Raw genomic sequence first — 22408 nt, 5'->3', positions numbered from 1 at the left:
AAACAAACTTTAAAACCTAAGAATGCTACGCAATTTAAAAATGAAGAAATAATTGTAGACTACAAAAAAGAGTATAAAAAAACCCAAGAAAAGTGTAGAGATCTTGAATTAGAAGTTGCTGTTCTTAGAGATTTATTAAAAAAAAAGAAATAAATGAAGACCTTAATTTATACTCTTATGCATCCGAATGGATTTCTATAGGAGCACCTACTAAGACTATATTAAAGATATTAGGACTAAAAAAATCTACTTATTATAAACAACAGTTATTAATTAAAAGTGGAAATAAACCATTAAATCAATCCGAAGGAAACATTCCAGGATATAGTCTAAATGTACATGGTGAAAAAATTTCTGACTTAGAAATTCAAAAACATATAATACAAATAAAAAAAGATGAAGTAGGACAGTTTTATGGTTATAAGAAGGTTAATGCACTTTTGAAAAATAAATATAGCCTAAAAATTAATAAGAAAAAGGTTTATAGATTAATGAAAGCTATGAATTTATTAGAAGTTAAAAGAAGAGGTATTAAGAGATATTCTAAAATATGCAAAAATCACACAATTACAGATTCAAATCAACTTTGGGAAATGGATATGAAATATGTTTATATAGCTGAAACAAAGGAAGTAGGATATTTAACATCTATTATTGATGTATTTGATAGAAGTATATTAGCATATGATATGTCACTTTCTGCTAATGCAGAGCAAGCTAAGATTGTGCTAATAAAGGCTCTTTATAATAGAGGTATTAAAGGAAAAACATCTGAATTAACAATTCGTACAGATAATGGTTCACAATTCATAGCTAGTAAATTTGAAAAATTGTGTATTCAAGAGAATGTAATACATGAAAGAATACCTGTTCATAGTCCTAATTACAATGCTCATATAGAGTCATACCATAGATATTTACAACAAGAATGCCTTGCCGGCAGGCTGTTTAAAAATTTAAAAGATGCAATTAACACTATTGAAAAATACGTAGATAACTATAATTTTAAAAGAATACATTCTTCGGTTGATTATAGAACCCCAAATGAGTTCTATAATCTAAAAAATAGTAATTTTAAGAATAATCTAGTAATTAGCATTTAGAGTCTACTTTTATGGGGCCAATCCGATGTAAAAATTGGATTTCCAATTTTAAAGAATGATTTTTTATTAAATTTGCATAGCAAATTAATTGAAAACAATATAAAAACGTAGTTTTTAGGTATTTCTATTTTAAATATTATGAATGAAATGAATAATATTAACCATAACTGTCAATTGTCAACTGGTTTCAAATATAAATATAGCAATAAACTATAAGATTAGTATTATCATTTGATAAATTTATTATTTTGAATTTGAAACCATATAGAGTACATCAATATTATACAAATAAATTGAACTAATAAATTAAAAGATATATACTTACTATGAAGAAAATATTAATATATGGATTATTTATAGAGTTAAATTAAAAAATTACTTTATAATTTACAGGAGAAGCATATGAAGAATTTAGAAGATTTAAGAGTAGAATTAAATAAAATAGATGGTAAGAGTTATAAATTATATAAAACTTTAGAGGGACAATATAATTTTAAAAACTACATATTAAGTATAGATCATGTTCAAGGTGATCCTTTTGCATCACCTTCAAGAGTTAGAGTAATAGTTAAACAAAATATAGCTAAGATTCCATTAGAGCTTTTTAAAACTAAAGAAAAAAATATAGCACTTTGTGATTATTTAACTAGAGAGTTTTATTACAATATAAATAAATGTGGAGAGAAAATACTTGGTTCAGGAAAGAGCGGATTAATTTCTATAAGTAGGTGTCCACAAGAAATACTTGAAAGAACATCAGTAATTGTAGATGAAGAAAAAATAGAAACTAGATTTTATATAGGATTTCCTGCAAGGGGTAGAAGTATTTTAGGTAGAGAATTAGAGAAAATATTATATAATGTTTTACCAAGTATAGTTGAAAAAGCATTATTATATAAAAATATAAATCATAAAAGATTATTAGAAACTGTAAATTTAGTTGAAGATCAAGAATACATAAGAAATGAACTTGATAGTAGAGGATTAGTAGCCTTTATAGCCAATGGATCAATACTTCCTAGAGAAAGTGGAGTTTCTAGTAGACCATTAAAAAATGGGAAAGAGTTTATATCACCTAGAGAATTAGAAGTTGAATTTAAAACTAAAAATAATGGAATAATTAAAGGTATGGGTATAAAAAAAGGAATAACTTTAATTGTAGGTGGTGGATATCACGGAAAATCAACATTGTTAAGGGCTTTAGAACTTGGTGTATATAATCATATTAAAGGTGATGGTAGGGAATTTGTTATAACAAATAGATCAGCATTAAAAGTAAGAGCGGAAGATGGTAGAGCTATAACTAATACAGATATTTCACTATTTATAAATAATTTACCTAATGGGAAAGATACTATAAAGTTTAATACTGAAAATGCAAGTGGAAGTACATCAGAAGCTGCAAATATAGTTGAAGGAATAGAAAGTAAAGCAGAGGTAATTTTAATAGATGAAGATACTTCAGCTACAAATTTCATGATGAGAGATGATTTAATGCAAAAATTAGTTTCTAAGGAAAAAGAACCAATCACTCCATTTATTGAAATAATGAAACCATTATATACTCAAAAGCAAATTTCAACAATATTAGTAGTGGGAAGTTGTGGAGATTTTTTTGACGTAGCTGACACAGTAATTCAAATGGATAATTATTTAGTAAAAGATGTTACAAAAATAGCAAAAGCTCTTAGTAGCGGTGCTATAATTAAAAGAATAAATGATAAAAATTTAAAATTATCATTTGATTTTAAAAGAAGAGTTAAAAAGGGAACTATTGAATATGGACCTAAAGGTGTAAAAGTAAAAACTATAGGACTAGATACAGTTGTTTTAAATAGAGAAGAAATAAATTTAAGAGCAGTTGAACAAATAGTTGACAATGAACAATTAAATGCTATAAGCACAATAATGAAGTGGGCAGAAATAAACTTAATGGATAAAAATTTAACCTTTGAAAAAATGGTAGATGAAGTATTATTAGAAATAGATAGAAAAGGTCTTGTTTCATTAGAAAAAATAAAAGGTGGCAGTGGAAGTTTAGCACTTCCAAGAAAGCAAGAAATAATGTCAGCCTATAATAGGTATAGAAAATTAAAAATGCAAAATTAGAAAAGGGATGTTAAATACATGTTTTTTATAGGAATATTTGGTATAGAAAATAAGAATAAAGAAATAAGGACATTATATAATATAAGTTGTAAGAAATGTAATAAAATTATTAGTGGAAAACTTTTAAAGAGTTATAACTTTTTTCATTTCTTTTTTATACCTCTTTTTAAATGGAATGAAAATTATTATATAAGGTGTTATGATTGCAATACTATATATAGCATACCTAAAGAAAAAGGGAAATCTATTGAAAAAGGAGAAAATATAGAGATAACATATTGGGATTTACATGAAGTAAATACTAATGAATATTACTATGAAAATGTATGTAAAAATTGTGGAAGAGATATAAATCCAAATTTTGAATATTGTCCTCATTGTGGAAGTAAGATAAAGAATTAAAGCTAGCAAATTTAAGCTAGCTTTAATTTATAGGATTATTTATTTTCTTTCCAATCTTTAGCATATTCTTCGAATAACTCATTGATTGCTTTTCCTATTAATGTATATTGCTCATCTTTCAAATTAGCAAGTGATACACGTATAGACCACTTAGGACCATTAAAGCCATCACCATTTAGTAACACTATTCCATACCTTCTTGCAAGTTCAAGTAAAAACTTAATAGGACTACGATTGTTCTGCAAATACATTGCAAAATCTTCTCCATAAGCAATTTTTGCCCAAACCAACAAGTCATATTCATTGTAATAAGATGTACTATGTTCATCTTTTTTCTTCATAGGTAAAGTAAGTAATTCATCGTAAACAAGTTTTTTTCGTCTGTAGCAAATGTCTTTGGTTTGCTTTTTATATCTATCATCTTCATCTATTAATGCAAATGCTGAAAAAATAGCCATTTGAACTTGTTGAGGTGTTGAAAGTCCTGCCGTATGATTCAATGCAACTTGTCTGCTGTCTGCAACTATTCTATCAATAAATGGTATGCTTTCTGGATTAGATGTTAATGAACTATATCTAGAAATTAAATCGTCTGTATCACTTTTTGGTAGCTCCTTAATAAGGGTGTTAAATACATTATTTTTAGCTAAAGCTATAACACCAAGTCTCCAACCTGTAGCACCAAAATATTTAGAAAATGAGTAAATACCTAAAGTGTTATAAGGCATAGTAATCATAAAAGATTTAAAGTTATTAGCAAAAGTTCCATAAACATCATCAGTAACAATCATTAAATTAGGATTATATTCTTTTACAATTGATTTAATATATTCCATAGATTCATCATTTATTGCTACAGAAGGAGGATTACTTGGGTTAACTATACCTAAAAGTTTTATATTAGGATCTTTAAGTTTATCAAGTTCAGATTTTGGATATTGCCAAGTATGTCTACCATCTTCATTTAATTCAGAAGCATGTATTTCTGTAACGTTAAAGTCATATCTTGATAGTTCGGGAATTTCTAAATAAGGTGTAAATATAGGAACCATCAAAGCAATATGAGATTTTTTTTGTAATAAATGGTTAGCTATAAGTGAATCAAAAGTATAACATACAGCAGCAGTTCCACCTTCAACTGCAAATAAATCATGACTTTGTATACACGGTATACTTCCACCCATTTCTTTTATTAAATAATCATGAACAACCCTTTCAATTCTCATAAGCATTCTATCAGGTACAGGATAATTGTCTCCTATAATACCATCTACTAACTCAAATACCCAAGAGTCACCTTCAAAGTCATATTTTTTCATACCAAATTCTATAATTTTATCTAAAAGATCTATTCCAGGTGCAATTCTATTTTCATTTACAAAGGCTTTAAAACGATTGTAAATTCCAGGTTTTTCAGGCATGCCAGCTAAATCATTATCACACCAGGTTCTTTTGGTTTCAGAAACAGCAAAATGTCCAAGTGTAAAGAAAGCATCTCTTGGATTAGAAGCTGTCCAGTTAGGATTTCCTCTTCCTGCATTCAAAAAAATTTCCACACCTTTTTTCTGAGAGTCTAATGCTAAATCGATTAACTTATCTTTTAGTTCAAAGGGACTTAGGTTTTTAAGTTTTTCAATAAAATCTTCATCATCTTTATAAAGTTTATTCATATAATACACTCCATTCTAAATTTATTAAAAAAAGAATATAAGTATTGAGCCCCAAATAGTAAGCACAATATTACTTACTGCATATGTAACTGTGTATCCAAGTACGGGAATATTACTTTTAGATTTTTCACAAATTGCGCCAACAGCTGCAGTTGTTGTCATTGAACCAGCACAAGCACCTAAAATTATTGGAACTTTCCATTTAAATATATATTTTCCAATTAGAATTCCAACAATTATTGGAATGGTTGTGACTACAATTCCTGCAATTAAAAAACTTATTCCAGATGTTTTTATTCCAGATACAAATCCAGGACCAGCATTTATGCCAACAACAGCAACAAAAGCTGTTAAACCTACGTTGCTTAGAAACCATGTAGTTCCAATAGGAATATGACCTATTTGTGGACGGCGAGAATGTATAAATCCAAATATAAGTCCCATAATAAGAGCACCACCACTAGTAGATAAATTAATCTTAATGTCTCCTAACATTAAAGAAGGAATACCAATTAATCCTCCTAGAAGAATTCCTAAACTAACAAATATCATATCTGTTTCTGATGTATTAAAAATAGGTGTTCCAATTTTATATGATAGATTTTCAATAATATCCTTAGGACCACTTAGAGTTAATATATCTTTATGATTTAAAATTGTATCTTTATCATAAAAAAGATCTTCACCATTACTATTAAGTTTAGAAATATATACTCCACGAGTTAATGTAGATTTTTTTATGAAAGCTATTGATTTTCCTATAACTTTTTTAGATTTTACATAAACACTTAATTTTTCAGTAGGAAAGTTTAATAAGGATAAATCAAAAATTTCTTTTCCAAGAGAAGATAGTGAAATATTTTTCATGTCATTGCTTTTAAAAGAAAAAACAATTTTATCTCCCAAATTTAAAATTGTATCTTCTTTAGCTGTAAAAATACTACCATTATGCTTTATACGTATTATAAATGAACGTACAGCATTAGTAGACACAGTTTTTTCTATATCTAAAACTGATTTACCAGCAAAGTGTTCATCAATTACAAAAGCTCTATATTCAATGTCTGATATATTAGAATTCAAATTAGATGAAATATCTGGATTTTTAAAATTACTTTCTATAATTTTACATTCATCTTCTAAATTTACACCTAGAATCTTAGGTGCAATTGTAGAAAGAATAAAAACGGTACCAGCTGTTCCCAATATGTAAGTTACAGCATACCCAACAGGAACAAAATCCATCATGTTTTTTATTTCATTAGAAGATAAAGATAATTTTGAAATGCTATCTTGGGCAACACCAATTATTGAAGATTGTGTTAATGCACCAGCAGCTAAACCAGTTGCTTGACCAGCATTATAGCCAAGTAGTTTTCCAACAATTACTGTAGATATAAGACCAGAAATACAAACAATTATAGCAAAAATAACTTGAGGAATACCGTCTTTTTTTAAACCCTTAAAAAATTGTGGACCTGAATTATAGCCTAAAGTAAATAAAAATAAAAGAAAAAATACTGATTTAACAGTTGGGTTTATGGTTATATTTAATTGCCCTATAACAACACCTGTAATTAAAACACCAGTTACTGACCCAATTTTAAATGACCCTATTTTAATTTTCCCAACAGCATAACCAATGGCTAAAGTTAGAAACAGTGTAAGTTCAGGATAAGCTCTTATAGAATTTATAAACCAAGTCATATATTTCAACACTTCTTTCTAATTCATTATAAGTTTACATTTTCAAGAATTAGTATTTGTTAAATAGTTCAAAAATATTAATTTTTATTGTTTCTTTTTAAGTTTAAAATTAATTAGAAACAATAATATTAGGCATAATTATTAATTAAATAACATTATTGTAAATTAATAATTATATTTCTATAAATTTGAAATTAAATATATTACAATGGTAATAACTATATGTTAATTAAAAATATAATAGTTTGTAAAAGGGGAAGGTGATAAAATATGAAAAAGCTTTTAAAGTCGTTTATAATTACTGCGTGTTTAATAATTATAGTAACTAAAAATATTTTTGCAGCAGATATTCTATATTTACTTACACATAATGCACATGAGGCATTAATTATTGGAGAAATAACCGAAATGGATGAAAGTTTTATAAATATAAAAGTTAAAAATCAAATAACTAGCTCTGAGGATTTAGAAGAATGTAATAAAGTAAAGCAGATTAAAGTAAGTAAAAATATAAGAATAAAAAATCCTAAAGAATACAATTTATTTTATAGAAGCACAAATAAAGACGATTATATAACTAAGGGTGATTATGTTTTAGCATCAATAGGGAGAGAAGATGGTGAAGAGTTTGAAGTTGTAAATGGAATATATCATGTAGATACATTAGACTATAAAACATTAAATGTATTATCAAAAAAAGATGATTATTCTAATAGAGCTGATGCTGTGGCTATAAAGATATTTGTTAATAGTAATGGAAGGCAAAGTGATTTTGCATTTAATCAAAGTAGGTTATATTGCAATAATAAATTAGTATATGATGCATCTAAAGATTTAACATTTATAAACCCAAATAGTAATGAAAATGGAATATTAAAAGAAAATTTAGATTTAGTTACTAATAAATTTGTAAACTTGAAGCTAATAGCAATTATTATTTTCTTAGTAAGTTTAATAGTTATATTTCTTATTATAATGAGAGTAAAAAAAATTAAAATTAAGGTGAGAAAACATGATGGAAAATGAACAATTAAAGTTAAGATGTTGGAAAGAAAATGATTATATAGATTATTATGAAATAGTATCAGATAGTGATGTTTGTTATAGTGCAGGATGTAAAGCTATAGAAAATTTAGAACAATGCAAAAAAGAAATAGTATACAAAATTAAGTGTAACTCTTCTTTTGCCATTGAACTTAAAGATACAAAAAAAGTTATTGGATTTATAGGAATGGATGATATAATAATACATAAAAATAATGAGAATGCAACTCAAAAGTATATTGGATTTATGATAAATAAGAAATATTGGAATAATGGTTATGGAACTGAAGTTGTAAGAATATTTTTAAAGTATTTATTTCATAAGTTAAATGTAGATTTAGTATGGACTAGTCATTATGATTTTAATTATAAGTCAGCTAAGGTGATTAAAAAAAATAGGTTTAAATATAAATTTAGTAAAGATGTAAATACTAAAAAATTTAATAAAGAAAATGTTAAAGAATTATTTTATTTAATAACTAAAGAGGAATATGATTATAATAATATAGGAAAATAAATTATGTACTTAAATCATGAATCAATTATAAATTTTACAATAAGTTTAATTATCAAAAAGGAGCTTAATTATGGAAAATAAAAAACAAAGTATTATTCCTTATGGTGAACTTGGTATTATAGCATTAGAAAGCTGTAGAGAATTAGGTGAAAAAATATGTACTCATATTGCTAACATGAGGTTGGAAAATGCAAATGATGAAAAAATTATAAATGAAAAGGCTAAAACTTTTTTCATTTCAATTGAAGAAATCAGATTTTCAAATGGTGAGGGAAAGGTTAAAATTTCAGAAAGTGTAAGAGGAAAAGACATATATATACTTGCAGATGTAGGAAACTATAGTTGTACTTATAAAATGTTCGGTTTTACAAATCATAAAGGACCTGATGAACATTTTCAAGATATAAAAAGAGTAGTTTCAGCAATTGGTGGAAGAGCTAGAAAAGTTACTGTAATTATGCCAATGTTATATGAAGCTAGACAACATAAAAGAAAAGGAAGAGAATCACTAGATTGTGCAATTGGACTTCAAGAATTAGAAAGACTAGGAGTTGAAGAAATATTAACTTTTGATGTTCATGACCCTACAATACAAAATGCAATACCATTAAGTTCATTAGTTAATATATATCCTACTTATGAAATTCTAAAAACATTTTTAAAAACAGAAAAGGATGTTCTTGTAGATAAATCTAAGATGATTGTTATAAGTCCTGATACAGGAGCTATGGATAGAGCAGTATATTATTCAAGTGTCTTAGGACTTGATGTTGGACTTTTTTATAAAAGAAGAGATCATACAAAAGTAGTTCATGGAAAAAATCCAATTGTTGAACATGAATATATGGGAAGACCAATAGAAAATCAAAATATATTGATTGTTGATGATATGATAGCATCTGGCGAATCAATTTTTGATATTGCAGTAGAATTAAAAAAGAGAAATGCTAAAAATATTTATGTAGCAACAACTTTTGCACTTTTTACAGAAGGTGCAGAAAAATTTGAAAAATTTCATAAAGAAGGGATTATAAATAAAGTCTATTCAACTAATTTAACATACATTCCAAAAGAAATTAAAGATAGAGAATGGTTTAAAGAAGTGGATATGTCAGAATTTCTTGCAAGAATTGTAAATCAACTTAATTATGATAAATCTATATCATCGCTATTAGATGCAACAGAAAGCATTCAAAAACTATTAAAAAAGATAAATAATAAATAAAGAAATAAATAAGTACATCGTTTTATATGTCAATATTTAAAATGATGTACTTATTTCTTTATCTTAATTTAGTTTACATAATTATAATTAAGACATTTAAAATTAACGTAAACTAAAAAATAATTTGCAAAAAATTAATATAAAAATTAGTAATAACATAGTGTATAATGTATATTACTAAAAAATAGATAAATAATATTTAATATTTATACATAACAAAAGAAGAAGGTGGTATTTTGAAAAAAGGAAAAATTTTAAGTATAATATCTATAGTATTAATAACTATATCATTAGTTGGATGTACTGGAAAAAATGAAAAGAAATATAATTATACAGAGATTGAAGCAAATCTTAATAATGGAGATTATAAAATAGAGTATAATAATGATGAGAGATTTTTCAAATCAGAAGTTAATCCAACTACAGAAAGTGAAAAAGTAATTTTAGATTTATTCAAAGTAACTATTAGTGATGAATACGATAAGTTTAAGGATTTATATGTTCAAAGTGATCTTTATAAAGACTATCCAAATGTTTATAAAGAAAGTTTTGAAAAAGGAATGTATACTGAAGCAATAGTAGTTCATAACATGAAAATATTAAACGAAGATGAGTATACAAAAGATTCTAAAAGCAAAACTTATTATGCTTACATGGATAAATTAAAAGAGTTGAATCCAGCGGAATATCAAATTGTAGAAGTAAAATATACTACAAAACTTACAGAGAAATATGATGAAAAAGCAAAATGGGGTAGTGGTACATGGGTTAGATATTATGTTGTTGTAAAAGAAACTAAAGATGCACCATGGAGAGTTTTTGATATATATGGACATGAATAAAGTTTAAATATATATAAATATCTAGTGATAAAATTTCACTAGATATTTTTTTGTTAATTTTTAGTGTATAATGGAAATAGATTATATATTTTAGATAGACAGTTAGGTGATAGAATGAAGATAGTATGTTCAATAGGCCCAAATGTAAAGACAACCAATGATTTAGATAAGTTTATAAATGCAGGTATGGATTCTATGAGATTAAATTTTTCTCATGCAGATTATAATAAATTTAAAGAACTAATAGAGTATGGAAAAAATTTTTCTAATATTGATATAATACAAGATTTGCAAGGAAATAAACTTAGGGTATCTCCATTATTTAAAGGAGAATTAAAAGTTAGAGAAAAGGAAGAAGTCTACTTTTGTAGTGAAAAATTTTATAAAGAAAACATTAGATTTTCTAATCAATATATATTTATACCAATTGCATTTGAAGGAGAATTTTCATGGATTACTAAATGTAAAAGTATACTTATGAAAGATGCAACAATGCAGTTTAAAGTTATAGGAAAATTAAAAGATAGAGAAGCCATAAAAGCAGAGGTTATTGTTGGTGGAATGATTAGGGGTGAAAAAGGTATTAATGCCCCAGATATGGATAGACAAGCTATGACTTTAACATTAAAGGATAAAAAAGACATAGAGTTTGGACTTCTAAATGGCGTAGATGTTATATGCTTATCTTATACAACTTGCAAAGATAATATAGATGAATTGAAAACGTATATAAAGAAGATAAAAAAGTATAACAAGCAAGTAAAGATTCCTAAAATTTGGGCAAAAGTTGAGTGTAGGGAAGCTATAGAAAACTTTGATGAAATTCTAAAAAGTGTAGATGGTATAATGCTTGGAAGAGGCGACTTAGTTTCAGAAATAGATATTACAGATATACCATATATACAAAATCAAATAATTAAAAAAATGAAATCAAAGAAAAAAGAATTAATAATAGCAACATATGTTATGGATTCTATGAAAAGGTCAATAATACCTCAAATTTCAGAAGTAGATGATTTATACAACTTTATAGAAAATAAAGTGGATAGAGTAATGCTTGCAGGTGAAGTTGGTATAGGAAGAAACCCAATAGAAACTATAGAAGTTACTAAAAAAATTATTAATAAATATATATATAGTTAATTGAGTATTTTATTGTAATTTGTTTTAAATAAGATGAGTATACTATAGTAGAAGCTAGAGAAAATGACGTTTATGGATATTTAAAAGAAAAATTTTAAAAAATTTAGATTTATAGAGAGGCAAATACTCTCTATTTTTTTGTTTTATAATATATAAAATCTTCATTAAGAATAATATGGAAAAAATATAAATAAAAAGGTATAATAAAAGCAAATTATATGTGCAAGGAGATTTAGCAACAGTATGGAAAAACAGTCTAAAGTAAGTAGAGTATTAGAAATTTATGAGAAGCTTATTACAGGAGGTAAAGTAGATAAAGATTTTTACTCAGATAAGTTTAAGGTTGATAGGAAAACTATTCAGAGAGATATAGAGGATATAAATGCATATTTTTTTGTAAATTCTGATTCCAAATGTGATGTAGAGGCAAAATATAATAGAAAAGAAAAAGGATACTTTATAGAAAAAAAGGGAGAATTTTTAAATAAGAAGGATGTACTAGCTATAAGTAAAATATTGCTTGAAAGTAGGGCTTTAAATAAAGATGAAATGAATCATGTTATAGATTCTTTATTAATTCAAATGCATCCAGAAGAAAGAAAGGCAGTAAAAACCATTATTGGTAATGAAAAGCATAACTTTGAGTCATTACAACATGACAAAAATTTATTAGATATACTTTGGGAGTTAAGTGAATGCATAAGAGATAATTCGATTATAGAAATAGATTATGTAAAAATGGGTGGACAAGCAGTAAAAAGAAGTTTAAAGCCTCTAGCTATAATATTTTCAGAGTACTATTTTTATTTGATAGCATATTTTAAAGTGAAAAAATCAGAAGAAGAAAACCCAGTAGTTTATAGAGTAGATAGAATTGATAAATTACAAAATACTAATGAAAAATTTGATGTTAGCGACTATGGCGAAAGGTTTGAAGATGGAAAGTTTAGAAAACGTATTCAATTTATGTATACAGGAGATTTAGAAACTATAATATTTGAATATAAAGGTAGTTCTTTAGAAGCAGTTTTAGATAGATTACCTACAGCAGAAGTTATTAATGAATTAGATAATGTATATAAAGTTAAAGCTCAAGTTTATGGAACAGGAGTAAAAATGTGGTTACTAAGCCAAGGAAGTATGGTAAAAGTAATTTCACCTGAAATTTTGGTAGAAGACATGAAAAATGAATCCAAGAAAATATATGAGCTTTATAATAATGCATAGTCATTTATAAATAATTAATATATATAAATTTATAAGGAGAATCAATAATGAATAATTGCTTACAAAAAAATAAGAAGGAAATTTTTATTTCATTAGGAATTAATTTTTTTATAACTTCAATAATGGGAGTATTATTATGGGTTACATATAAAAATGGACTGTCGGAAAATTTAGGTGATTTTGCATTAGTACAAATGCTTTATCCCGCATTTTCAACAATTATTACAATTAAATACATTCAAAAAGAAGAGATATCTAAATCCATAAATACATTTTATATTATATTTATGGTAACTACTTTAATTTTTATTATAGGGTTATTTATAAGTATATTTATATTTAAAAGTTTATATATTTTTTCAGTTGTATTAAAAATAGGTATATATATATCAAGTATTACATCAGTAATTATAATATTTTGTAATGATTGTTTTAAAGACATAAATTTAAAATTTGATAATAATTTTAAAAAAATATTTAAAACACTTTTAATATTTATTTTTTTATTAGTGGCTAAAGTAATAATATTATATATAATTGACAGTGAGAATTACATTGATATTGAGACAATAATTATAACATTAGGTATATTACCAATAAGTGTATTTATAGGCTCAATTATGTCATTTGTTTGCTTTTTTGGTGAAGAATTTGCATGGAGATACTATTTACAACCTAGATTTCAAAATATTTTTGGAAAAAAGATAGGTGTACTAATATTAGGGGCTATTTGGGGGATTTGGCATTTTCCATTATGCATTAAAGTATACTCACCAGAAACTCCTATATATTGTATTATATTTCATATAGCTTATTGTATGTTTTTAGGAATTTTCTTAGGTTTTGCATATATGAAAACTAAAAATTTATGGACTCCAATATTAATTCATATAACAAATAATTCTTTAGTCAGTATATTTAATGGTGGAGAAATGGATGGAGGAGCATTTACTATAGTATCTTTAATAATAAACATAATAATTTCACTTATCATGTTTGGACCATTTATTTTTTCTAAAGAATATAAAGAGAATAATCATACAGAAATAGGTACAACAAACTTATAATATAAAAACTTGCTAAAATGTTATTTTGGCAAGTTTTTTGTATTATGAAGTAAAATTTTTCATATTTATTTATTATAAAGGATTTCTTCTACAGCAAGCTTACTTGATAGCAATACTATAGATATACCTGCACCTGGATGCACAGAGTTACCTACAAAGTATAGATTATTTACTGTAGGTGATTTAATATGAGGCCTAAAAAAATTAGTTTGAGAAAGAGTAGGGCTAAGTCCAAAAGCAGTGCCACCATAAGAATTAAATTTAATTAGTAAGTCATTAGGTGTTAAATAATTTTCATACAATATGTTTTCTTTAATATCAGAAAGTCCATCTATTTTTGAAAGTTCATTAAATATTCTGTTTTTCATTAATTTGATAGTTTTTTCATTCCATTTTATGTTTTTAAATAAAGTGTTAGGTACTCTAACCATAATATTTAAAGATTCCATATGTTCATTTGCCATAGAATTATCAATACTACTTGGGCAATATATGTACATTGAAGGATTTAAAGGAAGTTTTCCAATAAAAGCACATTCTAAATTTTTCTTGAAGTTTTCCCCAATATATAAATTATGAACGTTAAGACAAGGATATTTTTTCTTAAGACCAATATACATTATAAATGTTGAACAAGAATATTTCATATTGGATATTTTCTTCTCTGTATATTTACCTTTGGAATATCTATCTTTTATTAAGTTACTTACTGCATAAGGAAAATCTGCATCACATATTACTATATCGGATTTTTGAAATCCTAAAGAAGTTTTAACTCCTATAGCTTTTTTATTTTGTATTACAATTTCATCAACAGGGGCACTTGTAATAATTTTTCCACCAAGCTCTACAATTAATTTTTCTAATGCTTTTACATAAGAATACATGCCGCCTTCAATATACCAAAGTCCATAAAGTTGACTTATAGTAGGTATAAGATTATAGATGTTTGGACCTTCAAATGGTGAAATACCAACATAAAATGCTTGAAAGGCTAGAAGATTTCTTAGTTTTTCATTATTTATATATTTTGAAATATAATCATATGCTGTAGAAAATGTATTTATTTCAAGTATTTTTTTTAATGAGTTTAAATTTATAAAATCTTTTGTATTACTGAAAGAGTTTTTCAAAAAATTTGTATCAGCTATGATATATTTTTCATAAACCTTAGATAAAAATTTATAATATCCAATAGAATCATGTTTAGATATTCTTTCAAGGCTTTTAGTTAATTTAGACATATTATTAAATAGGTCAAAGTGACTACCATCACAATAAAAAGCTCTATAAAGTGGATCTAATCTTTTAAGTTTAAAATAATCAATATAGTTTTTCCCAGCAAAACTAAAAACTTCTTTATATATTTCTGGAGTCATTAAAATAGATCCAGTTAAGTCGAATTTGAAGTTTTCAGTTTTAATAAAATTAAGTTTGCCTCCAATTGTAGAGTTTTTTTCATATATAGTAACTTTATAGCCCTTACTTAAAAGTTTAGCAGCAGTTGCTAAACCACCTATACCAGCGCCCACAATTATTACAGATTTAGTCAATTCATAACACACCCTTTCATAAAGGTAAAAGATATCAAAAGTCATTAGTCATCTAATGATTATTTATTTTTTACTTTAAATCATAATTTATACTTAAAATTTATAATAAAAAATGGTTTATAGTGATCACTTTGTTCATAATATCTAAAAAAAGAAATATTATGAATGAAATGAATAATATTAACCATAAATTTCAAATTTCACTCTTACTTTTTAAGTGGTTTCAAACATGATAATAGAATAAACTATAAGTTTAATAGTACCATTTGAGATTAGAAGCCTAATGTATATTAAATTTTTACTAAAAAAAGATGACTTTAATATATAAAATCATCTTAAAATGAACTATTAATTTAAAATTAATATATTTACAGCTAAAAAATAGGTTTAAATTTAAGCTAATTTATTAAGCTTTTGTGTTAGGTGACAATTTATTTTTTCTTTATCATTGCTTTGTATATCAATATAAATGGTTTCTGTGTTAGTATCAAAAATCTTATGCTTTGTCTTAACTGTCAAAGCTAAAGTATAATATTCAATAGTTTTAGAAAAGTAGTTTTTAGATTTTTTATCACTCCACTCAAAACTATCAATAGTGTCTATATCATAATTATTGCCGTTTATATAAATAACATTTTCGGTTATTCTATTTGTTGTATTTCTAATGAAAATGACAAATAGAGTTGATAGTAATATAAGTTCTAAAGCAAAATCTGTTTTGGTAGGTGAATCTATATTTGTAATAATAATTAATAAGGCAAATATAGATAAAACAATAATATCAAAAGTTAACATTTTAAAGTTACACAGACCTTTGGATACATAGTTTTTAATATTTTTCGGCAGTGTAAATATTTCAAAAATTAGCAATGCAACAAATAGACCTAATAATAAAATGTTCAAAAAGGAACACCACCTTATAAATTTTATATATTAACTATTATATTCAGAAAAGTAGTAAAATATATTTAGATAATAAAAAATTCAAATTTTTACAATAAATACATTAATGTATTTATTAGGGAGGAAAGTTAAATGAAGTTGATTGCACTTATAGAAAATAAATCTAATAATGATCTTATAGCAGAACATGGATTAGCTGTTTATATTGAATATAATAAAAAGAAATATCTTTTAGACACAGGGTTATCTGACAACTTTGTTGAAAATGCTAAAAAGTTAGATATTGATTTAGAAAATGTAGATGTTGCAATTCTTTCACATAACCATTCAGATCATTCTGGGGGATATGATGGTTTTTTTAATATAAATAAGAAAGCTAATGTATATGTGAGGAATGAAGTAAAAGATAAATGTTATATAAAAATAGGACCAATTAAGAAATATATAGGTATTCCTAAAGGAATTTTAGATAAATATTCAGATAGGTTCATGTATATAAATGAAGATTATAAAATTGACGACGGTGTGTGGCTTATATCACATAAAACTGAGAATTTAGAATCTAGAGGAAAAAAAGCTCATATGTATCGTATGACTAAAGATGGATTAAAGCCAGATAATTTTAAGCATGAGCAAAGTCTAGTGTTTGAAACTAAAAATGGACTAATAGTTTTAAATAGTTGTTCTCATGGTGGTATAGATAATATCGTAAAAGAAGTAAAAAACACTTTTAAAGGGAAGAAAGTATTTGCAGTCATTGGTGGATTTCATTTAATGGGACTTAAGGGACCAAATTCTATGAATATTACAAAAGAAGAAGTAGAAGCATTAGGAAAGAGATTAATTGATTTAGGTGTAGAACATATATACACTTGTCATTGCACAGGCGATCCAGCTTATAAAATACTTAGAAGTACAGTAGGTGAAAAAGTACAATATTTTAGCACTGGAACTATTGTAGAATTTTAAAAAAGTATAAAGCTATGTTATTTAACACTGCATTCTAGAATATGATAATTATAAAGAAGTAAAACTTAATTTTCAATAAAAATAGAATGGAGGTTTATTATGAAGATTTTTCAAATGAAATCAAAGCCACATGGAAATGAAAGGATAAAAGAATTTATTGATGAAAACTTCATATGCATTGGATGGCCAGGAATAGGAAATCTTAAAAATCAAAATAAAGATGAAATACGAAATACATTACAAAATAAATATAAAATTTCAGGTTATAAGCTTGGAAATGCTTTAGGACAAGTTAATACATTTGTTAATACAATGAAAAAAGGTGATGTTGTATTAGTATCTGAAAAACAATGGGCATATATTGGAGTTATTGATGATTATATATACGAAGAACAGTTTGATAATGAAATAGATGCTATGTGTCATAGACGAAAGGTGAAATGGACAAATAAAGTTTTAATAAAAGATTTAAGTAATGATATTCAGAAGTTATTAAGCAATAGAAACACAATATGTCAATATAAAGATGTTGTAGAATCATATAATATAGATAAAGTTTTAGGAAAGAAATGTTTTATAATAAATGATAATATAGATAGACTTAATAATTTACTTTCAGAAGCAATAGCCATATTAGAAGAAGAGTTAAGGTCAGAAGATCCAGAGAGAAGACTTAAAGCAGCATCAGAACTTATTCGTTTAAGAAATAATTAAATTTGAAATTAGACCATTGAAAAACTATTATTTTTACTAAAAGTACACCTTATAAAATAAATGATTATGTGGTGATTTTTAAGTTAAATTAACTTTTTTAGTGGTCTTTTTAAAATGATTATTAGAAGTATAGCAATGGAAAACATGATTAAAGTATAATATAAATTGAATAAAAAATTACATAGATACAAAGGGAGAAATATAGTGGGGAATTCAGGAAATGTATTCAGAGTATTAGGATTGTATGGAAAAGAAGTAGTTGTATCTAATATGTTAGCATGGATACTTAATCCCAATGAAGATCATAATTTTGGCATTGATATAGCAAATGATTTTCTTGAAGCTATCGGATGCGACAAAATAAATGAAAATAATAGTGTTAGTGTATATCGTGAGTATTATGGAAAAAGTAATAATAAAAATAATTTTATTGATATTGTAATCGTTGAAAAAAATAAAGATGGAGATATAGTTCATGTTGTGTGTATTGAAAATAAAGTGTTTTCAATAGAAGGTGATAAACAAACAGAACGATACTGGAATATAATTCAGGATAATTTTAGTAAATATAATTGCAGAATTGAATGTAGATATCTAACTAAAAATAATTTCAATATAAATCTTTCAAATAGTAATTTCATTCACTATAAATATTTAGATTTAGAAGTAGTTTTAAAGAAATATTCTAGTAATAAAGTTGTAGAAGATTTCTATGAAGCGTATATACTTAGTGAAAAAATGAAATTAGATCAACTTAAAGAGCTAAGTTTTGAATTGTACTTAGAGCATTTTCAAGGTGATAAAATGGAAAAAGATTTGTGCTTCTATGTAACTGAAAACTTTATGAGTAATACAAAGGATATTTGTTGTGATATTAGTAATTCAGCAAAAGGTGGGGAAATTTTTTATAAGTTATGGAAACAAAATTGGAATAAGACTATTGATAATATAAATTTTAATATTCATATAGAAGCATATGGAGAAAAAGTCTATGTTCATTTTGAAACTTTGCCATACATACCATACAGAAAATTAGATGAAGAGACTAAAGAAATTATGGATAGAGAAAAAGAAAGATTGATACAGAAAATAGATATACTAGAAGAAATAGAGGGGATAGAAAAAAAGAAGATACGAGGAAATGCTACATTAACAGTTGGCAACTTTAAACTTAGATATAATGGTTTCCATGATTATTATTTGATAGTACATAATTTAATTAATAAACTAGATTTAATAATAGATAATTAGTTCTTTTTAGAACTTAATTAATATAAAATATTAAAAACTTAAAACATAGGAGATAAATTTGAAGATTGAAAGACAACTGAAAATTCTATTTTATGTACTTAATAGAAAGTGTGTAAGTGCAAATACACTTGCTGAAGAATTTGGTGTATCAAGAAGGACTATTTTAAGAGATATAAATGACCTTACTTTAGCAGGTATTCCTATATATTCTGAAATTGGTTCTAAGGGTGGGTACTCTATACAAAGTAATTATAAAATAAATGAAAAAATAATTGATGATGATAATTCAAAGTATATGTTATTAGCACTTAAGAGTTTAAAAGATATTTATGGTGATAAAAAAGTTAAAGAAACATATGAGAAGGTAAAACATATTTTAAAAGACTCTAGTGTAGAAAATATGCTAGAAATTGACCTTTCAGTTATTAATGAAAATGATTATGTTGTAGAAACTATAGATACACTTAAAAACTCAATACAGAAACACTTTGCTATAACTTTTAAGTATACTAATTCTCAAAATAAATCAAGTAAAGTTGAAGCAGATGTTTTGAATGTTTTTTATAGGTGGTATTCATGGTATGTATTTGCTTATAATCGTGACAATAAAAATTTTTGTATGTATAAAATTGTTCGTATAAGAAACCTAACAGTTACTAATAAAAAGTGGTTAAGAAAATATAACATTCAATACGAATTAGAAAAATATGAAACAGAGCGAAATGATAGAAATATAAGTGTTTGCATAGAATATGATAAAGATATGAAGACTTTAGTAGAAGAATATTTTCCAAATGCAACAACTATGGAAATTAATAATGTAATTACTAGTGAATTTAGTATGAAAGAAAATGACTTTATGCTATTTTCTATTATACTTGGATTTGGTGATAAAATAAAAGTACTATCACCACCTTCTTTTGCACTTAAAATTCAGAAACATCTTGAAAAAACATTAAGAGTTTATAAAAACAGTGACAAATAGATGTCACTGTTTTTTCTATATAATATTTTTGTTAAGAAAATTTATATAAAAGAAGGGAAGTAATTAAATGAAAAAAATAATATACATTTATGTTTTAGACACTTTAGCAGATTGTGAGATTGGTTATGTTTTGCAAGCAATTAGTATGCAAAATATGATTAAAGAATCTAAGTACATAATTAAAACTGTTGGTATAAGAAAAGAACCAATTAAGACACTAGGAGGTCTAACATTAATACCAGATATATCAATTACAGAAATAAATGAAAATGAAATAGCAGCATTATTACTACCTGGTGCAAATACATGGCATGATGAAGAACAAAAACTTATTTTAGAAAAAGCTAATTTATATGTAAAAAGAGGAATTTTAGTTGCTGCTATATGTGGTGCAACTTTAGCATTAGCTGAATTAGGTATATTAAATAATCATGCACATACAAGTAATTCAATTGAATACCTTTCTATGTTCTCAAAAAAATATAAAGGTCAATCTCTATACATAAATGAACTTTCAGTAATAAATGATAATGTAATAACTGCAAGTTCCGCTGGTTCGCTACTATGGGCAAAACAAATTATTGAATATCTAAATATTTATTCAGCTAAAACAATACAAGCCTGGTACAACTATTACTTAACAGGTGATGCTAAATATTACGTTAAATTAATGTCTAGTTTTGAGTAAATATCTAAATATAAAAAAAAATTAATATGAACATTTAATTAATCAAAATTAGTGTTATGTTATTAGAATTATAAGAGTAGTTATGATATGATTTTTAATAGGATAATTTACTATTAGAAAATAAATTTTTAAATGATAATATGTGTTTTATATAAATAAGAATGAGTATAAAAGACACTATAAATAAACTATAAGGGAGATTTTTTATGAATAAGACAATTCATATATGTTTTTCACAATCTTCAAGAGGAAGTTTAAAATATGCTATTAATAAAAAAATCATAGAAGGTGAAAAAGTTATATCATTATATGATAATATTTCTGAAGGTCCTATTGAACATTACATAGACGTAGAGAGAAGAATTAATTGGTTTGAAGAAACAATTAGTAAAGATGAGTATTATTATGAGAATATTGATGAGCTTAGGAAAAATTATATAGAATTTGAAAATGAAATTTCTAAGATAAAGGATAACGACATCATATATTTTTGGCATGGACAAAATGCTATTGAAATTTGTGGATTAATGTACACATTAGAATTATTAAAGGATAAATGGAAAAATGTTTATCTTATAAATGTATCTGATAGGCCTATTGAAGTAAAATATGGCATATACATACCACGATGTACAAGTGAAATTATGCCAGGAAAATTTGGAGAATATATTAAAATAAATAGGAATATAGATGAAGATAAATATATAAAACTATCAACACAATGGAAATCATTAAAAAAAGAAAATTCAAATCTTCGTATTTTAAAAAAAGGAAAAGTTGAAAATGTAAATGAGGATTATTTTGATGCATTTATATTAAAATATACTCCAAAAGAATTTAAAAAATCAGCAAGAATCATAGGTGAAGTACTTGGAAATAGTGAAATTTTAATTTCAGATGTGTATATCTTTTGGAGAGTAAAAGAGCTTATTAAAATGGGAATGATAAGTTACAGAGGAAACTTTGATATTATGAGGGAAATGGAAATAAGTATAACTGAACAAGGATTAGAATATTTAAGAAATTATAATGATGAAATTGAATTTTGGGAAAAAAGAGAAAAAGATGAAGAAGACGAAAACGAATTTATAGAAGAATATATAAACATGGGCAGGCTTGAAGAAAAGATAAATATAGCAAATAAACTATTAGATGTATTAGAAATAGAAGTAATAGCAGAAAAAACAGGATTAACTATAGGTCAAGTGAGAAATTTAAAACGCTAATTTGTGAAAATAATATAAATGTAAGAGTGAAATCTTGCTATATACTATAATTAATAAGTGTAT

The 22408-nt window shown here is 25.2% G+C and carries 20 protein-coding genes; 16 read left to right on the top strand and 4 right to left on the bottom strand.

Annotation, left to right across the window (positions count from 1 at the left end; translation table 11 throughout):
• Positions 1 to 134: 134 nt before the first annotated feature.
• The 3 genes from AC07E4_RS10325 to AC07E4_RS10315 all read left to right on the top strand — a co-directional run bounded on the left by AC07E4_RS10325 (position 135) and on the right by AC07E4_RS10315 (position 3614).
• Positions 135 to 1103, top strand: coding sequence for an IS3 family transposase (locus AC07E4_RS10325; RefSeq protein ID WP_478216411.1), 969 nt, complete (start codon positions 135 to 137; stop codon positions 1101 to 1103).
• A 402-nt stretch (positions 1104 to 1505) separates the two neighbouring features.
• Complete coding sequence (locus AC07E4_RS10320) at positions 1506 to 3212, top strand: ABC-ATPase domain-containing protein (RefSeq protein ID WP_478216333.1); 1707 nt, start codon at positions 1506 to 1508, stop codon at positions 3210 to 3212.
• 18 nt (positions 3213 to 3230) lie between these two features.
• Positions 3231 to 3614, top strand: coding sequence for a zinc ribbon domain-containing protein (locus tag AC07E4_RS10315; RefSeq protein ID WP_430829285.1), 384 nt, complete (start codon positions 3231 to 3233; stop codon positions 3612 to 3614).
• Between the two features lie 35 nt (positions 3615 to 3649).
• On the opposite strand, the gene aspD is transcribed toward AC07E4_RS10315, so the two are convergent.
• Both aspD and aspT read right to left on the bottom strand, forming a co-directional pair.
• Entirely contained in the window at positions 3650 to 5284 is a 1635-nt protein-coding gene (gene aspD, locus AC07E4_RS10310) for an aspartate 4-decarboxylase (protein WP_478216332.1), read from the bottom strand.
• A 24-nt stretch (positions 5285 to 5308) separates the two neighbouring features.
• Positions 5309 to 6991, bottom strand: coding sequence for an aspartate-alanine antiporter (gene aspT, locus AC07E4_RS10305; RefSeq protein WP_478216331.1), 1683 nt, complete (start codon positions 6989 to 6991; stop codon positions 5309 to 5311).
• A 270-nt stretch (positions 6992 to 7261) separates the two neighbouring features.
• Here aspT and AC07E4_RS10300 point away from each other — a divergent pair, with 270 nt between their 5' ends.
• The 7 genes from AC07E4_RS10300 (at position 7262) to AC07E4_RS10270 (ending at position 14056) form a co-directional block, all read left to right on the top strand.
• Entirely contained in the window at positions 7262 to 8017 is a 756-nt protein-coding gene (locus tag AC07E4_RS10300; RefSeq protein ID WP_478216330.1) for a hypothetical protein, read from the top strand.
• Entirely contained in the window at positions 8004 to 8552 is a 549-nt protein-coding gene (locus tag AC07E4_RS10295) for a GNAT family N-acetyltransferase (protein ID WP_430829281.1), read from the top strand. The genes AC07E4_RS10300 and AC07E4_RS10295 overlap by 14 nt, the downstream gene beginning before the upstream one ends.
• A 70-nt stretch (positions 8553 to 8622) precedes the next feature.
• A complete protein-coding gene (locus AC07E4_RS10290) occupies positions 8623 to 9777 on the top strand; it encodes a ribose-phosphate pyrophosphokinase (protein ID WP_478216329.1) in 1155 nt (384 codons plus the stop codon).
• 236 nt (positions 9778 to 10013) lie between these two features.
• Complete coding sequence (locus AC07E4_RS10285; protein ID WP_430829279.1) at positions 10014 to 10619, top strand: DUF4829 domain-containing protein; 606 nt, start codon at positions 10014 to 10016, stop codon at positions 10617 to 10619.
• A 114-nt stretch (positions 10620 to 10733) separates the two neighbouring features.
• Complete coding sequence (locus AC07E4_RS10280) at positions 10734 to 11762, top strand: pyruvate kinase (protein WP_478216328.1); 1029 nt, start codon at positions 10734 to 10736, stop codon at positions 11760 to 11762.
• 243 nt (positions 11763 to 12005) lie between these two features.
• Positions 12006 to 12989, top strand: a complete 984-nt coding sequence (locus AC07E4_RS10275) for a helix-turn-helix transcriptional regulator (RefSeq protein ID WP_478216327.1) — start codon at positions 12006 to 12008, stop codon at positions 12987 to 12989.
• A gap of 47 nt (positions 12990 to 13036) precedes the next feature.
• Positions 13037 to 14056 (top strand): CPBP family intramembrane glutamic endopeptidase, encoded by a 1020-nt coding sequence (locus AC07E4_RS10270; RefSeq protein ID WP_430829276.1) that lies wholly within the window; start codon positions 13037 to 13039, stop codon positions 14054 to 14056.
• A 65-nt stretch (positions 14057 to 14121) separates the two neighbouring features.
• Here AC07E4_RS10270 and AC07E4_RS10265 read toward each other — a convergent pair whose 3' ends face one another.
• Positions 14122 to 15609 carry a phytoene desaturase family protein gene (locus AC07E4_RS10265; RefSeq protein ID WP_478216326.1) on the bottom strand — a complete coding sequence of 496 codons (1488 nt, stop codon included), beginning with the start codon at positions 15607 to 15609 and terminating at the stop codon, positions 14122 to 14124.
• Between the two features lie 393 nt (positions 15610 to 16002).
• Entirely contained in the window at positions 16003 to 16512 is a 510-nt protein-coding gene (locus AC07E4_RS10260) for a hypothetical protein (RefSeq protein WP_478216325.1), read from the bottom strand.
• Between the two features lie 132 nt (positions 16513 to 16644).
• Between AC07E4_RS10260 and AC07E4_RS10255 the strand changes: the two genes are divergently transcribed.
• From AC07E4_RS10255 to AC07E4_RS10230, 6 genes are all read left to right on the top strand, one after another.
• Positions 16645 to 17481 carry an MBL fold metallo-hydrolase gene (locus tag AC07E4_RS10255; protein WP_430829273.1) on the top strand — a complete coding sequence of 279 codons (837 nt, stop codon included), beginning with the start codon at positions 16645 to 16647 and terminating at the stop codon, positions 17479 to 17481.
• 99 nt (positions 17482 to 17580) lie between these two features.
• Complete coding sequence (locus AC07E4_RS10250; protein ID WP_430829272.1) at positions 17581 to 18195, top strand: hypothetical protein; 615 nt, start codon at positions 17581 to 17583, stop codon at positions 18193 to 18195.
• 204 nt (positions 18196 to 18399) lie between these two features.
• Positions 18400 to 19446 (top strand): PD-(D/E)XK nuclease family protein, encoded by a 1047-nt coding sequence (locus AC07E4_RS10245; protein ID WP_478216324.1) that lies wholly within the window; start codon positions 18400 to 18402, stop codon positions 19444 to 19446.
• Positions 19447 to 19504: 58 nt separating this feature from the next.
• Complete coding sequence (locus AC07E4_RS10240; protein ID WP_430829269.1) at positions 19505 to 20431, top strand: helix-turn-helix transcriptional regulator; 927 nt, start codon at positions 19505 to 19507, stop codon at positions 20429 to 20431.
• A gap of 67 nt (positions 20432 to 20498) precedes the next feature.
• A complete protein-coding gene (locus AC07E4_RS10235) occupies positions 20499 to 21119 on the top strand; it encodes a DJ-1/PfpI family protein (protein ID WP_040328890.1) in 621 nt (206 codons plus the stop codon).
• 206 nt (positions 21120 to 21325) lie between these two features.
• Positions 21326 to 22345, top strand: a complete 1020-nt coding sequence (locus AC07E4_RS10230; protein ID WP_478216323.1) for a DUF1835 domain-containing protein — start codon at positions 21326 to 21328, stop codon at positions 22343 to 22345.
• Positions 22346 to 22408 lie beyond the last annotated feature (63 nt).

It is taken from the genome of Clostridium amazonense, assembly GCF_056431285.1.
This window is presented reverse-complemented; position numbering and strand designations above follow the sequence as displayed.